The organism is Streptococcus parasanguinis, from assembly GCF_047463195.1.
GTDB classification, from domain to species: Bacteria; Bacillota; Bacilli; order Lactobacillales; family Streptococcaceae; genus Streptococcus; species Streptococcus parasanguinis_R.
This window is the reverse complement of sequence record NZ_JASHEI010000002.1, coordinates 184383-200901: the sequence shown is the minus strand read 5'-3', so window position 1 is coordinate 200901 and position 16519 is coordinate 184383. Positions and strand designations below refer to the sequence as shown.

Annotated in this window: 11 protein-coding genes; all 11 read right to left on the bottom strand. The window is 41.8% G+C overall.

Annotation, left to right across the window (positions count from 1 at the left end; all coding sequences use genetic code 11):
• Positions 1–10 precede the first annotated feature (10 nt).
• A complete protein-coding gene (locus tag QM870_RS02500) occupies positions 11–547 on the bottom strand; it encodes a F0F1 ATP synthase subunit delta (protein WP_118228341.1) in 537 nt (178 codons plus the stop codon).
• Positions 547–1041 (bottom strand): F0F1 ATP synthase subunit B, encoded by a 495-nt coding sequence (gene atpF, locus QM870_RS02495; protein WP_004219970.1) that lies wholly within the window; start codon positions 1039–1041, stop codon positions 547–549. Before atpF ends, QM870_RS02500 begins: the two co-directional genes overlap by 1 nt.
• 19 nt (positions 1042–1060) lie before the next feature.
• Positions 1061–1774, bottom strand: a complete 714-nt coding sequence (atpB, locus tag QM870_RS02490; RefSeq protein WP_004219958.1) for a F0F1 ATP synthase subunit A — start codon at positions 1772–1774, stop codon at positions 1061–1063.
• Between the two features lie 33 nt (positions 1775–1807).
• Complete coding sequence (locus tag QM870_RS02485; RefSeq protein WP_003006433.1) at positions 1808–2008, bottom strand: F0F1 ATP synthase subunit C; 201 nt, start codon at positions 2006–2008, stop codon at positions 1808–1810.
• Positions 2009–2236: 228 nt separating this feature from the next.
• Positions 2237–8191, bottom strand: coding sequence for a ZmpA/ZmpB/ZmpC family metallo-endopeptidase (locus QM870_RS02480; RefSeq protein ID WP_414368472.1), 5955 nt, complete (start codon positions 8189–8191; stop codon positions 2237–2239).
• A gap of 233 nt (positions 8192–8424) precedes the next feature.
• The gene (gene glgA / locus QM870_RS02475) at positions 8425–9852 is read right to left on the bottom strand and encodes a glycogen synthase GlgA (RefSeq protein WP_003006424.1); all 1428 of its coding nucleotides are present in this window, start codon (positions 9850–9852) and stop codon (positions 8425–8427) included.
• On the bottom strand, positions 9852–10988 hold the full coding sequence (gene glgD / locus QM870_RS02470) for a glucose-1-phosphate adenylyltransferase subunit GlgD (protein WP_414368469.1): 1137 nt from the start codon (positions 10986–10988) through the stop codon (positions 9852–9854). Before glgD ends, glgA begins: the two co-directional genes overlap by 1 nt.
• Entirely contained in the window at positions 10978–12120 is a 1143-nt protein-coding gene (locus QM870_RS02465) for a glucose-1-phosphate adenylyltransferase (protein ID WP_021152896.1), read from the bottom strand. Before QM870_RS02465 ends, glgD begins: the two co-directional genes overlap by 11 nt.
• A gap of 50 nt (positions 12121–12170) precedes the next feature.
• Positions 12171–14078 carry a 1,4-alpha-glucan branching protein GlgB gene (gene glgB, locus QM870_RS02460; RefSeq protein ID WP_414368467.1) on the bottom strand — a complete coding sequence of 636 codons (1908 nt, stop codon included), beginning with the start codon at positions 14076–14078 and terminating at the stop codon, positions 12171–12173.
• A 327-nt stretch (positions 14079–14405) separates the two neighbouring features.
• A complete protein-coding gene (gene ptsP, locus QM870_RS02455) occupies positions 14406–16139 on the bottom strand; it encodes a phosphoenolpyruvate--protein phosphotransferase (protein WP_414359278.1) in 1734 nt (577 codons plus the stop codon).
• 4 nt (positions 16140–16143) lie between these two features.
• Positions 16144–16407, bottom strand: a complete 264-nt coding sequence (locus QM870_RS02450; RefSeq protein WP_003006411.1) for a phosphocarrier protein HPr — start codon at positions 16405–16407, stop codon at positions 16144–16146.
• Positions 16408–16519 lie beyond the last annotated feature (112 nt).

Genomic DNA, 16519 nt, shown 5'->3' with positions numbered 1-16519 from the left:
ACACCACTTTCTATTTCAATTTAGATTTTATAACTTGCAATTGGTGTTTGAGACTGGTATCCAACGTTTTATGATTGGCTGTCACGACAAAGCCACCAATTAAATCTGGATCGATCTTTTGTTGGATCGAGCGAACTTGAATCCCAAATTTTCTTTCGATAATGGGTACTAGCTTTTGCTCTTGAACAGGATCCAAACCAGCAACTGTCGTAACAGTGACGACAAATGCGTTGCTCAACAGTTGAATCTGATCCAAACAAATCGTTACAATGTCATAAAATAAGGCTTCACGATGATTGAGAATAACCACTTCAATCAAATGGTCGAGTAATTGTGAATCAGAGGGTTGAAAAAGTCTTAGACTTTTTGCTTTCTCTTCATCCTCTACACCGATATGAGCTAAGAAGTTAGCAAGTCCAGTCTCTTCAAAAATAGCCTTGATTTGAGTCAATTTTTCAAAGACTAGGTCTTGTTCTCCTTTTTCAAAGACCAATTGAACAAAAGGCTGGGTATATTTCTCAATCACCATCAGTTGCTTTTTGTCCATTAGGCTTCTCCTAATTCATCAAGATAGCGATCGATCAGTTGGCGTTGACCTTCAGCATCCAGCTGTTGGCTCAACAATTTGCTGGCAAGATTGACAGTGAGATCTGCCACATCACCTTTGATACTGTTCAATGCTTCTTCTTTGTTATGCGCAATTTCTTGTTGCGCTTTTTCTTTCAAACGTACTGCTTCTTGAGTGGCTTCTGAAAGGATCTGAGATTTATTCTTTTCTGCAGTTTCCTTTGCATTTTCGACGATAGACGCAGCTTCTTTGCGGCTACCTGCCAACTCTTCTTCACGTTTACTTGCTAGTTCCTCAGCTTTTTGACGAGCTGATTCTGCTCCATCAATATCATCTGTAATCTTTTTGGCACGCGCTTCTAAAATTCCATTGATATTGTTCCATGCAAATTTCTTTATTAAAAAGATTAATAATAGGAAGGAACCAGCAATGAGAATAAAGTTACCAATAATTTCACTCATTGATACATGCATTCTTCTACTCCTCCTCTACTTACTCTTCGCCATTAATTTTCTTACCAATATAGATTGATGACAACATGGTAAACACATAGGCTTGGATACATGAAATAAAAATTGAAAATGCAGTCCATGCCATGCTACCAATAAAGGCAAATGGATACCAATAGAAAGCTTGGTGTGATAAGTTCACGAGCAAGCTTGCTAATACCTCACCCGCAAAGATATTTCCGAAGATCCGAAGTGCCAAGGAGGCAAAGTTCGTTAATTCTTCCAAAATATTCATGGGGGTCATAAATCCAGGTGTCACAAAAGCCTTTAAATATTCCTTCACACCACGTCGGCGAATTCCTTCTACATGGGCGATTAAGGTGATCAAAAATGAAAAGGCAAAGTCATAACCCAGGTTAGCGGTTGGTGATGTCCACAAATTGTAACCATTGGTCGTTTCGATTTTAGCCATCAATCCAATGTTATTGGCCACTAAAAGAAATAGGAAAAGAACAAACAAGAACAAGGAATAGTCCTTTATATAATGTTCCCCAATATTTCCTTTGGTGAAGCCTACGACAAAGTCATATGCGTATTCCAGCACATTTTGTTTGCCCTTTGGTCGGATCGTCATTTTACGGCTGGCCCAATAAATAAAGCCAAAAACCACCAAAACAGCAATCAAGGTCATAGCAAGTAGGGTCAAATTAAAAGTTACAGGTCCAAGAGTTATCGTTGGAGTGATACTTTCTTCCAAGTTTTGACACCTCCTTTTCTAAAATAGAAGTGCTTATTTGATAATGAAGGCCATAACCAAGGTTACGAAGAAAGTACCTTCGACAAAGGCAACACCAAGAATCAAGAGGCTACGCAATTGACCAATAATTTCTGGTTGACGAGACGCAGATTTCAATAGGCTGCTCATCATCAAACCTTCTGCCAGTGATACACCAAAGCAGGCTAAACAAAGACCTAAAAATGTTAAATTCATGATGAATTCTCCTTTTATATATTTTACCTCCTTAGTTTACTCCTAAAAGATATAATAGTCAAATATTTCCTAGAAAAGAAAGCGTTTTTGTTAAATTACGTTATTTTTTTAATATGATAATTTTTCCGACCTACGATTGATTCCTTTTAATTTTTAGACACTTTGTCCACCTCTATTCATTTTTTCTTCTAAAAAACTCTCACCTGCTCAGCAGATGAGAGAATTCGATTATTTAAAGATAGACGTTTTGAAACTGTCTGTTTGTTGCAGTAATTTCTTAAAGATTTTTTCTTTCAAGGCAAGGGTATTGTCAAATTTGACAGAACCATTCTTCAAGCTGGCCTGATCTTTTTCAACCGCAGTTGCAAAGGCTTGTTTTAAGTCATCATAAGTGCTATAAGTAGTCCCATCAACTTCAATAGCCTGAAGTCCATTTTTAGCACTGGTCACCACTTCGTTGAAGTATGCTTTCTTCCAGTCTTCAAGGGTACTGAATGTTCCATCAGAAATCTTTTGAATGATGTAATCATCCCCTAAAGTCGCATGACCTGCTTGTTTGGATTCTTGTTTATACTTGTTTGAAGCATAGCCTAAGAAGCCTTTTTCATAACCATAGTAGCCCCAGAGTCTAAAGGTATTGTGTTTGAAGGACATGGCTCCAGGAGCCCCTTCACTGGTGTTTCCACCATAGATCCCTGTCATCATCGGCACCGTCACATAGGCTGAGCCAAAGTCTGATGGATTATAGACACCATTTCCAGGACCACGATTGGTCATGAAGTTGTTGGTGATGAGATCATCTACTGAATGTAAGGTGATGGCTTTTTCCTCATCACTCAAAGGACGCACCTTATCAAATTGATTTTTGGTATTAGCCCCTCGGTATTGCTTATCAACCTTCTTGAACCAAGCATTGTTTAATGCTTGACTGCCTTTATTGAGGACAGCCTCTCCTTCCAGGTAATCCAGAAGCATGAGGGTGTCGTTATAGCCTTTCATGTACCGATCAATCTCCTCGCGTGAAGTGAGATCATTTGGATTGGTATTGTACCATTGGTTTCCATCATTTGGACGTTCATAGGCCATGTTGAGACCCAAGGCCTTGTATTCCCCATTTGGATTGGATACTGATGGTGTTTGGAGCATGCCTTGGGCAAAGGCTTCGATATCGGTTCCTTCGCGATGTCTCCAACCACCTAAGTAAACCATGCGGTCATTGACGTGCGTCGTTTCATGGGTAAAAGCAGAAATCCCAAAGTCACTGATCATATCCGTCACCATAAAGAAGACCGAATCATCTTTATAAGGATTTCCATAGACACGAGCGGTTGCTCCCATGCGCCAATCTGTCGCATGGTAACGATCAGTTGGTCCATATAATTCACGAATTGGAGCGACATCTTTTCCACTATTCGTATGGCCATAACGGTCTGTACTAATGCCTTTATAGTTTTGATTATCAAGGACAGGGGTCGGCACCATATTATTGCTCTTTAGGAGCTGGTTGCGAACCTTATCCGTTGCGAGACGTGACCAGAAATCTAGGTAATTCTGTTGCCCTTTAGCCACCTTGTCAATTTCCGCCTTGAAGGCATTTCGTTCTGCCTCAGTGTTTTTACCGTATTTCTCGAAGGAACTATAGGCCAAGGTATTGTATGTTGAAATCAAGAACATGTGCGCATCTTTAAGATTCAAGAGTGGCAAGATCATTTTACCGTGAATATCATTGTTTAAGCCCTCATAGGCTCTATGCTTAGCAGATGCGAAAGCTGGATTGGTCGTCTCAGGCTCCACAATATAGACATTGTCTTTGGTTGCTTTGATGAACCAATCATTCAAGTCTGTATCAGTTGTAAAGAGGTCCATATTGTACTTCAGGAAGTCATTTAGGTTGCTAGAAAGAGTAGACTTCGCAACGACTTCTCGGAAGGCATCATGGGTACGAGTTCCTTTGATGTAGTCTTCTTTTGAACCAATTTCAATCAAACGGTCTAAGACATCAACATTCTTCCCATAGAAGTCTGGCTTGAACAACATGAGCTGCTTAAGATTGACATCATCGAACTTCACTCCGTAATAGCGATTGAGGTAAGAAAGCCCTAAAAGAACGGCCGCCTTGTTGTCATCAACTTTCTTGATAAGGGCACGTTTAGCAGCCTCATCTGTGTTTAATTGATGGTCTTGGTTTTCAACCAGTTGTTTGACAAAGTGAGTCAGATTATCCTTGACTTCTTGGAAACTTTCTTCGAGGTAAAGGTTCTTAATGGCATTGACTTTGTTAGGTCCTGTTCGACCTAAGTGAGTGTAGATTGGATCTGATTGCAATTCTACAGGACTTAATTTCTCTACGATGGCACTGATGAGATCGCTACGGTCCTTGTCCACCATATTTGGCGTGTAGACTACTTCACCGAGCTCCGCCACACTGTACTCTTTGACTTGTTTGACTTTAGAATCTTTCGGTGTCATGCTAAAGACATCTTTGGTCTTATCGGCATAATGGATCAGGATGTGATCAGCATCTGCTAGTTCAGTGACAAAATCATTGCCCTTCATAGCGGTCACAGACAAGACTTCCTTGGTCAAAAGAGGGCTCGTCGCAGCCAATTTATTCCCTTGGTCGACAATCCACTCTTTATTGTAGAATGGTTGCAATTTAGCAATATTACGGTAAGCCAGCTCACGAGTCGCATCGTAAGCAGTGATGGCCTTGTATTGATCGTCTTTGCTAACAAGGTGATTGAGCGTGTCTTCAATCGGTTTGCTGCTGGTGAATGTATCAGCTGTAATTCCCATTGCTTCGATTTTCTGCTCAGCTTCTGCCAGCGAGATGCTAGGGATTTTACGGGAGTTGTTAAAGGATTTCTTCCCTTCACTCACGCCTTCCACACTGTAATTGCGCTTGGTTCTTGAATAGGTGAAATAATCATCTGCGTCGATATCGGAGTGTCCGAAGACCATCTCACCAGTTTTGACTTTCATCATGGTGATGTTGTCTTCAATAGTCCCCAAGGCCCAGTTGGTCCCTAGTAATCCACCAGACTGAACAGCTTCTTTTAGTTCAATCGAACCTTTAGCAACGGAGTTTCTGAGAACCCCTTCTTTACCTACTGTGTGGTTATTTCCACCATTTTGAGAGGAATAAACGAGACCTGCAGCTTTGGCTTTATTACCAGTGATTTCAGCATCAACGTAAGCTTTTTCAACGACACCTTTCCAGTTCTCACCAACAACACCCGCTAGATAGCCACCTTTGTTCCCAGCAGCGTGCAGTTTACCGATAAAGGCAACGTTGCTGACCTTCCCACTACCATCAATTTTATTGACAATTCCTGCTACATCATTGTTCCCGACAACACTTCCTGTTACTTTAACATTCTCGACAGTTGCATTATTTTTGATAACACCTGCGATTGGGGCTACTCGATCTGTCCCAGGTAGGTCGATATTGACATTTTCAAGCAAGAGATTCTTAACCGAGCCACCTTCGATGTTCCCAAACAATGGTCTTGTAATGTTATGGATGGCAAATGTATTCCCATCCGTACTTTCCAAAATTCCCTTGAAGGCATTGGTCACATAGGATTTCCCTGCTGGTTGGACATTAGCCGCATTCATATTGCTACCCAGTTTAAAGGTACCAGTCGGATTGGCTTGCATAGCTTTTACAAGTTCGTTGAAATTGTAGTAGATATCACCTTCATGTGCTTTGGGTTTCGCAATATAGTGGACATAGACCTCACTGAACTGGTTGTCCGCAGTCCGTTGAATGAGATCAGGAGCTTTGGCTGTTATTTTGTAGAGGGTCACGCCATCTACCGTTACTTCTTCAATTTTATCAACGGCTAGTTTTGTAACCTTATTATCATAGGTAGTGACCTTTAAGTAGTAAGGCTTCACATCTGATGGTGTTTCAGACAAGAGGCTGCTATCGGTCTCAAGACCTTGGTCATCCACGCTAATCAGACTGGTTTCCTTGATGTTTTTGATTTCAACTTTTTTAAGATCAATTCTCAGTGGTTCTTCCTTGAGAACTTCTTCTTCATCCCCATTTCCACGGTCATACACCATGGTCGTTGCGAGCGTATAATCCTTGTAGTAGTCCAAGTCCGCTAAAGCAGCTGCCAAGTCCGTCTCTGAAAGGGTCAAGGTTTTCACCACTTGATCACCCTTCTTCAATACAGCCTGGATGGACTTGATGGTCACACCGTCTGGTTTATCCAAATGATAAGTAACTTTAGCACTGCGCTTCAATTCTTCCTGATCAAGATTGGTCAAGGTCAAGGTTGGCTTGTCTAATTCCTTTGTCCCTTGTTGAATGATCTGATCTTGCGCTTGTTCTACTACTTCTTCAGAAATTGTAGGAGCATCCGTTGTTTTGACATCTTTAATGGTCTTATAGACCTTGGTGATTTTTTTCTTCCCATTTTTACCGACTTGAGAAACCCTTTCGGTTCCTTTTAGCAAGGTGGCATCTTGTTCGGTTACCGTCTTAAATGGAATTTCTTCAAACGAAACATCCTCTGTTTGGCCTTCAATCGCCTTAGTCCCACGACTAATTTTTTCTGTCACAGGAGCTTTTACCGTTTCAGTGGTCGTGCTCACGGGCTCGCCAATCTTCTCACCATTGACCGTCTTATAAACACGACGAATCTCCTGGCTACCAGCCTCGCCTTTCTGAAGAAGGCTTTCTTCATCGGTGTAACGATTGGTATCCGTTACATACTCTGTTTCATATGGAAGGATTACCGTTTCTGTCTCTGTTACCGTCCCTTCCGTAACTTGATAGGTTGGATTCTCCGGTTGAACGGGAGCTTCGCCGACATGGCCTTCTTCCTGCGTTCCCTTAGCTTCCACCACACCTGTATAGGCTGGAGTCTCTGGTTGAACAGGAGCTTCACCGACATGACCTTCTTCCTGTGTTCCCTTGGCTTCTACTACACCTGTATAGGCTGGGTTCTCTGGTTGAACAGGAGCTTCGCCGACATGGCCTTCTTCCTGTGTTCCCTTAGCTTCCATCACACCTGTATAGGCTGGAGTCTCTGGTTGAACAGGAGCTTCGCCGACATGGCCTTCTTCTTGTGTCCCCTTGGCTTCCACCACACCTGTATAGGCTTGATTCTCTGGTTGAACAGGAGCTTCGCCGACATGGCCTTCTTCTTGTGTCCCCTTAGCCGTTACAACTGGAGAAGGGCTGGGTTGAGGGGTTGATTGGGCATCTTCTTTTGTCCCAACAGCAAGAATTTGTGAAACTGGTTCTTTGGTGACCTTGCTTTCGACTACTCTGCGAACTTCTTGTCCATCTACTACACTCACTTCCGTCAATATGGTCCGCTCCCCATTTTGACCAGCAGTCAGCACCTTGGTTTGCCCTTTGGCTAATGTAGGATCAGCTTGCTTGACGGTTTCAAATGGCACAGGCTCAGTAGAGACTTCCAGGCTTGGTTTTTCAACTTGAGGAAAGGCTGGAGCGACTTCTGGCGTCACACGCGCTTGTGCTTCCACTTGTGGAATACCTGTACTTGTTTTGATCGTTCCTTCTACAGAAGGTTTCGTTTCCTGCATAGCCTTTGGCTCTCGTAAGCTCGTCTTTTGGACTGACGGGTAGCGCAGATAGCCCACATAGTCATAGCCATCAATTTGAATCACACCATCTGCAAGATCTTCGCTCGATGCGATCGCAAGATCCTGGTTATAAGCGCGCAAAACTTGATTTTGTAGGGCTGCGACTTCAACTGGAAGTAGAAGACTTTGTCCCATGGCTCCAATCAAAAGGACGCCCATAACCTTCTTTCGGTGCTTTTTAGAAAGTAAGAGGACCGCAAAGGAAGCTGTGGCTAGACTTAGGCCAAATAGGGCGACTTCCTGACTTCCTGTTTGAGGAAGAACCGACTGAGTTGCTTCCTTCTTCTTATAGACGAGATAGAAAGTATCTTCATTTTGATATGCTTCAGGGATTGCATGAATCACCTGTGCTTTTTCTTCAGCAGTCAGCTCTTCTTCTGTCACATATCCTAAGTGCACATGAGCAGGTAGAGTCACCTGATCTGCTTTGACAGGACGAGCTCCTAACAAGCTTCCTCCTAATAAAAAGACTCCAATGGCTACCGGACCAACACCGACAGATAATTTTCGAATCGAATATTTGGTCATTTTTTCAAACGTTTGTTTCGCTTTTTTCATCCTAAAATTCCTATATAGTAATATTTAACCCTCAAGCAAGGACCTGATTGTTTTTAGAGAGGCTGGGATCCTTTCTAGAAATAAGAACCTTCCCGGGATTTTTTACCTTTACCTATCTTATCTTTTTTCTTCTATTTTAGCAAGCTCTAAAACTCAAAAAAATAAACCGTTTTCTTTATAGGAAGAAAGCAACACAAAAAACGCCTCGAAAGGCGTTTGTATTATAGATCTATTTATAAGGATTGGTACAAATCATTGTATCGTTGACTAGCCGTATCCCATGAGAAGTCACGCGTCATAGCTTGCTCTTGGAGACCATACCAAGCCTGTTTGTCATTGTAGTAGACAGCCAAGGCTTCATCAACCGCCCAGTTAAACCAATAACCAGACAAATTATTGAAACTAAAGCCTGTTCCACTTCCATCAACAGCATTATACGGTTGAACGGTATCACGAAGTCCACCGACTTCATGCACCAAAGGAAGGGTTCCATAACGCATGGCCATCATTTGAGAAAGGCCACACGGTTCAAAGCGACTTGGCATCAAGAAGACATCTGATGCTGCATAGATTTCTTGAGCCAATTGGACATCAAATGTGATATTCGCTGAAAGTTTATCTGGGTAGGCTTGACCAAACCAAGCAAAGGCATTTTCAAATCCAGGATCTCCTGTACCGAGCAAGACAATCTGAATATCCTTTTGCAAAAGTTGATGCAACTCTTCTACCACCACATCAAAACCTTTTTGACGTGTCAAACGAGAGACGATCCCAAACAAAGGAACATCATCGCGAACAGGTAGACCGACACGTTCTTGAAGAGCTCGTTTGCTAGCTGCTTTACCTGAAAGATCTGAGAGACTGAAGTGATACGTCAAGAGTGGATCCGTTTCAGGATTATACAGATCCGCATCAATCCCGTTAACAATTCCGGTCACCTTGCCAGACTCCATTCGAAGGATCTGATCCAAGCCACAACCATATTCAGCAGTCATAATCTCATGCGCATAGCTAGGAGAAACGGTTGTTACACGGTCAGCATATAGAATACCAGCTTTCATCCAGTTCAGGCAATCATTCCACCGAAGCGTTCCATCTGCATAGCGTTCAAATCCAACTCCGAAAAGATCCCACAACATTCCTGGGTCGAACTGACCTTGGAATTCCAAATTATGGATGGTCAATACTGTTTTAATTCCATGATAAGCTTGAATCCAACGGTATTTTTCCTTCAGCAAGAAAGGAATCATCGCCGTATGGTAATCATGGGCATGAAGAACATCTGGAATGAAGTCAACTCGTTCCATCGTTTCTAAGGCCGCGAGCTGGAAGAAGGCAAAGCGTTCGCCATCATCGAAGTCACCATACACATGTCCTCTAAAGAAATAGTGTTGATTATCAATAAAGTAAAAGGTGACGCCATCGCGCACAATGCGTTTCACACCAACATATTGACTTCTCCAGCCAACCTTGGTCTCAAAATGCAAGACATCTTCAATTTGATCTCCAAACTTAGCCTCTACCATATCATAGTAAGGGAGGATCACGCGCACATCATGACCACTTTTCGCTAAGGATTTAGGAAGAGCGCCAATAACGTCTCCCAAACCACCTGTTTTAGAAAACGGTGCTCCTTCAGCTGCAACAAATAATAGTTTCATTAGACAATATCCTCTGTAACAATCGTTCCTTTTTTAACCACGACAGGTGCTTCTTCTGTCCCACGAATCGTCACACCAGCAGCCACTTCGGCCCCCTTATCCAGGATGGCATGTTCGACGATTGCATTTTCATGAATGAAAACACCAGGGAAAAGAAGACTACTACGGACTTCTGAACCTTGATGAAGGTGTACCCGGCGTGAAACAACAGAGCGTTCAACGGTTCCTTCTACAATACTACCCGAAGCAAATTGGGACGATTTGATATTTGAAGTCTTGGAATAATAAGTCGGCTCTTCATTCTTCACTTTTGTATACACCTTTTGATTTGGTGAAAAGAGCTTCATGAATTTTTGGTTTTCCAACATATCCAAGTTTGCTTGATAATAGGATTCAACTGAGTGAATATTTGCTAGGTAGCCTGTATATTCAAAAGCAAAAGCATTGTATTCCACCGCCAAATCACGCAAGATATAGCGCAATTTTTGTGGGTATTCTTTCTTAGCTTCTTCTTCTATTTTTTCAATCAACCAAGGAGTATCCACAATAAAGACATCTGTTGACATGTTGTATACTTCATCAGGATCCTTGCCATCAAAAAGTTTTTGCTCTGTAACATGGTCTGTTTCATCAATTTTCAAGACAGCATTGACTTCTGAGATGTCTTGCGGATGCAACTTTTTATAAACCACTGTAATCGGACGATCAATGGTATTATGAAGGTGGAAAATCTGATTGAGGTCAATATTCATTAATACATCACAGTTCAAAGCAACTGTTTGATTAGAACCAGACCGTTTCAAATAGGTCAATAATTGTTGGTAGTATTCTGGCCCTACCGTTGTATTTTCAACTGGAGTATTATAGATTCCGAGGTAATAGTGGCTCAATAAAGTAGACAAGCCCCACTCACGACCTGAACGAATATGGTCAAAGACCGAACTAATATTTTCTTGTTGGAAAATCCCAAAAACACTACGAATACCAGCATTTGCAAGACTAGACAATGGGAAGTCGATTAAGCGGTATTTCCCATCAAACGGTAGGGATGCTACCGGACGATGGCTAGTCAAAGTGGACATATCATGATACCCAACTGTATTTCCTAAAATGGCTGAATATTTATCAATCTTCATCTGTTGCTACCCCCACTTTTTCATTGTAACCGACAACTTGTACTTCCTCTGTTCCATCAATCACGACACCTTCTGCAATGACTGCGCCTTCTCCGATAATCGCGCGTTTCACGACAGCTCCTTTACCGATAATGGCATTGCTCATCACGACAGCATCTTCGACAACTGCTCCTTCACGAACTTGAGCTTCTGTTGATAAGATGGAGTGTTTGACTGTACCGTCTACCGAACAACCGTCGACGACAAGAGAATCTTCGATGTGGCCATGTTCCCCAAAGAAGTTCGGTGGAGAAATGAGGTTGCGTGAATAGATTTTCCAGTGACGATCGCGACTATCCAAAGCATTATTCGGATCGATATATTCCATATTGGCTTCCCAAAGAGACTCAATCGTACCAACGTCTTTCCAATAACCATTGAATTCATAAGCATAAACACTTTCGCCTGATTCTAGATAAGTTGGAATGACATTTTTACCGAAGTCTGACATATCGATATCGCTCTTTTCAGCAGCAACCAACATATTGCGCAGACGAGCCCAGTCAAAGATGTAAATCCCCATTGAAGCCTTGGTAGATTTTGGTTCAGCTGGTTTTTCTTCAAATTCAACAATCCGATTATTAGCATCGGTATTCATGATTCCAAAACGACTCGCTTCCTTCAAAGGTACATCTAGGACGGCAACAGTCAAGCTTGCGTTATTATCCTTGTGTGCTTGAAGCATGTCATCGTAATCCATCTTGTAGATATGATCCCCAGATAGAATCAAGACATATTCCGGATTGATGCTATCGATATAGTCGATGTTTTGGAGAATCGCATGACTAGTTCCTTCGAACCACCGATTTCCTTCACTAGCTGAATAAGGTTGGAGAATAGACACACCTGTATTGATTCCATCCAAGCCCCAGCTGGAACCATTCCCAATATGGCTGTTAAGGGCAAGTGGTTGATACTGTGTAATCACACCAACATTGTGAATTCCTGAGTTGGCACAGTTTGAGAGAGCAAAATCGATAATCCGATAGCGCCCACCAAATTGAACCGCAGGTTTCGCGATGTTTTTGGTTAATTTTCCAAGACGTGTTCCTTGCCCTCCGGCAAGAATTAAAGCGAGCATTTCATTCTTCATTGACTACTTCCTCTTTTTAAAGCTTGGACTCCCTTAGAGTCAACCGATCATCATTTTTTATCTGATGTTTTAGATTTCGTTTTGCGAACCTTTCGTTTCACCTTCCAAATGCTAGCTCCTAAAGCCGGCAAAGTAAAGGTCAAAGTTTGTTCATAATCCTTCCACAGTCCATCTTGAGACTGAACTGTCGAATTGTGCTCTTTCCAGACACCTCCCCATTCTTCTAATTCTGTATTCCAAATTTCTTCATAGACCGCTGATATAGGCACACCAATCGTAAAGTCCTTGCGTTCCACTGGTGCCATATTGAAGACGCACACCAAAAGATCGCCTTTACGATTTTTCCGGATCATAGACAAGACGCTCTGATCCCGGTTATCTGCATCAATAATCTCTAAGCCATCAAAGCTATCATCAATCTCCCACAATTCCTTGTGTTCTTTGTAGAAATGATTGAGCTGAGAAGTGAAACGACGCATCTTAGCATTCATTTCATCCTCTAGATTGCCCCATTCTAGTTGCTCTTCTGACTTCCATTCCAAAAATTGACCAAATTCTGAACCCATAAAGAGTAATTTCTTACCTGGATGGCAAATCTGATAGGTCAAGAGGTTACGGAGTCCAGCAAATTGATTGTAACGATCTCCCCACATCTTATGCATCAAACTCTTCTTACCATGCACCACTTCATCGTGTGAAAATGGTAGTAAGAAGTTTTCAGAAAATGCATACATGAAACTAAAGGTTACCAGGTTAAAGTCAAATTTCCGGTAGATGGGATCTTCTTCGTAGAATCGAAGGATATCATTCATCCAACCCATATTCCATTTATAGTCAAAGCCAAGTCCACCTTCTTCTTCAGGACCCGTGATCTTTTGACCAGCAGAACTTTCTTCTGCAATCATCATGACATCTGGGTGTTCGTTCTTGATAATCGCATTCAAACGTCTAAGGAAATGAACGCCTTCGTAGTTGAGGTTTCCACCATCAATATTTGGTGTCCATGGACCACTATCGTAGTCAAGATAGAGCATATTGCTCACAGCATCGACCCGAATCCCATCTAAATGATAGGTATCAATCCAAAACTTCAAACTAGAAATCAAGAATGACTGGACTTGATTCTTTCCTAAGTCGAAGTTCAAAGCTCCCCATCCGTAGTTATGGGCACGATGTTCATCCTGGTATTCAAAGGTTGGTGTTCCATCATAATAAGCCAAGGCATCATCATTGATAATGAAATGTCCTGGTACCCAATCCACGATCACTCCGATATTGTTGAGGTGGCATTCTTCCACAAAGTCTTGAAACTCTTCTGGGCTACCATAAGTCTGCTCGAGTGCAAAATATCCCATAAGCTGATAGCCCCAACTCAAGCCCAATGGATGGGCCATCACTGGCATAAATTCCACGTGGGTGTAGTTCATCTCCACCAAATATGGAATCAATTCTTCTTTTAGTTGTTTGAAGGTATAGGAACTGTGATCCTCATTACGTTTCCACGATCCTGCGTGAACCTCATAAATATTAACAGGTCGTTCCTTAAAACCAAGTTTTTTGCGGCGTGCTCTCCAGAGACCATCTTTCCAGTTTTTCTCTGGAATGGTCTTAATAATAGATCCTGTATTGGGTCTCTTTTCCATCCATAACGCTAGAGGATCGATTTTTTGCACCTGATGACCATTTTGTCGAGTCACCAAATACTTGTAAATATCCCCCTCTTTTGCATCGGAACAGAAGACTTCCCAGACGCCTCCTTCATTACGAACCATTGGAATTTTACGAGCTTCCCAATCAGTGAAATCACCAATCAGATCCACCGCCTGAGCATTGGGAGCCCAAACACGGAAGGTAAAGCCTTCTTGTTCTCCCCTTGTTTCCTTGTGAGCTCCTAAGTACTCTTGAAGATGGAAATTATCCCCTCTTCCAAATGTCCATAAGTCTGTGCTTCTATCCATATACTCACCTCTTTGTTTTTGAAAGCGTTTTCTATTTGTTTTTATTTTACTATAAAATCACTTAAGTTTCAAGTTGATTCCTGTAAAATCATGTAAAATTATCAGGAAAAGTTTTTCCATTTTCTTTCCCGAACCTTTTCTATCCTTCCTTGGTCATCCTCCTTATCTTACTTACGATTATACTATATATACGAGGAAAATCAAACAAAAACCGAACATTTAAATCACTATTTTTATTACTAACTAGTTTATTACGAATAAAATGAACATTTTTATGAACAATGTAAAAAAAGACTAAGACAAATTTGTCTTAGTCTTGATCGACTCTTAGTCTACGTTCACGTATTCTTTTGAAAGTTCAAGAACTTCTTCCATTGTTGAACATTCAGTAAGAGCACGGTTAGCGTATTCTTGCATTTTAGCAGTGTCGAGTTTCTTCATCAAGCTACGTGTACGAAGGACAGATGTCGCTGACATAGAGAACTCATCCAAGCCCATTCCGACAAGAAGTGGAACAGCAGTTTGGTCACCGGCCATTTCACCACACATACCTGCCCATTTGCCTTCAGCGTGAGCCGCTTTGATCACGTTGTTGATCAAACGAAGGATTGATGGGTTATATGGTTGGTAAAGGTATGAAACTTGTTCGTTCATACGGTCAGCAGCCATTGTGTATTGGATCAAGTCATTTGTACCGATTGAGAAGAAATCAACTTCTTTAGCAAATTGGTCCGCAAGCATTGCAGCAGCTGGGATTTCAATCATGATACCTACTTGGATATCATCTGCCACAGCAACACCTTCAGCAAGCAATTTAGCTTTTTCTTCTTCAAGAATACCTTTAGCCGTACGGAACTCTGTCAACAAAGCAACCATTGGGAACATGATCCGCAATTTACCGTGAACAGATGCACGAAGCAAGGCACGCAATTGTGTACGGAACATTTGGTTACCAGTTTCAGAGATAGAAATACGCAAAGCACGGTAACCCAAGAATGGGTTCATTTCTTTAGGAAGGTCGAAGTAAGGAAGTTCTTTATCCCCACCGATATCCATTGTACGAACAACCACAGGTTTACCATTCATACCTTCAAGAACTGCTTTGTAGGCTTCGTATTGGTCATCTTCAGTAGGGAAGTCTTGAGAATCCATGTACAAGAATTCTGTACGGTAAAGACCAACAGCTTCTGCACCATTATCGTTTACACCTTCAACGTCTTTAGGTGTACCGATGTTGGCAGCCAACTCGAAGTGCTTTCCATCAGCAGTCACTGTTTTCGCATCTTTAAGGAGAGCCCATTCAGCTTTTTGTTTAGCATAAGCTTCACCAGCTGCTTTGAACTCTGCAATTTGTTCTTCAGTAGGGTTGATCACTACTTCACCAGTGATCCCTGATACAGCCAAAACATCGCCATCTTTGACAAGTTCTGTGATGTTATTTGTACCAAGAACAGCTGCAATTTCAAGTGTACGAGCCATGATAGCTGAGTGACTTGTACGTCCACCGATATTCGTAACAAAAGCTTTTACATACTTTTTGTTCAACTGTGCTGTATCAGATGGAGTCAAGTCATGCGCAACCACGATTGCTTCTTCATTGATAGAAGCAGGGTTTGGCAATTTCTTCCCAAGCAAGTTGGCAAGGACACGTTTGGTAACGTCACGAATATCTGCTGCACGTTCTTGCATGTAAGGATTGTCTTCCATTCCTTCAAAGATCGCAATGAACATGTCAGTGACTTCTTTCAAGCCAGCTTCTGCATTGATTTTTTTCGTACGAATTGTTTCTTTGATCTGACCAATCATTTCAGGGTCAGCAAGAACCATCATATGCGCATCAAAAACTTGCGCTGCTTCTTCACCAAGGCTTGCTACTGCATTCTCCCGAATAAGAGAAAGCTCGTTTTGTGAAGCTTCAAGAGCTGCATCCAAACGAGCTTCTTCTGCACTTGTATCTTCGACTGAAACAGTCTCAAATGATAAGTCTGGTTGAATGAGCAAATATGCCTTAGCAACGGCAACACCGTCAGATGCTGCAATTCCTTTTAGCATTTTTGTCATATTTTTAAGCCAATCCTTCTTTAGTCATTGTTTCTGAGATAGCTGCGATAGCATCATCAGCGTCAGCACCTTCTGCAGAGATTACAACGTCTGCTCCTTGACCAACACCAAGGCTCATAACACCCATGATTGATTTCAAGTTAACTGATTTACCTTTGTATTCAAGAGTAATATCTGAAGCAAATTTGCTAGCAGTTTGAACCAACAAAGTTGCTGGACGTGCGTGGATACCTGTTTCTGCCACGATGTGGAAATCTTTAGAAGCCATAGTTTGACTCTCCTTTTTAAAAATAGTTTTTGAGTTACCTTTTGATAACCCTTACAATTTGGTATTATATCATCTTTTGAAATTTTTTTCAAGATTTTTATCACTGACTTAC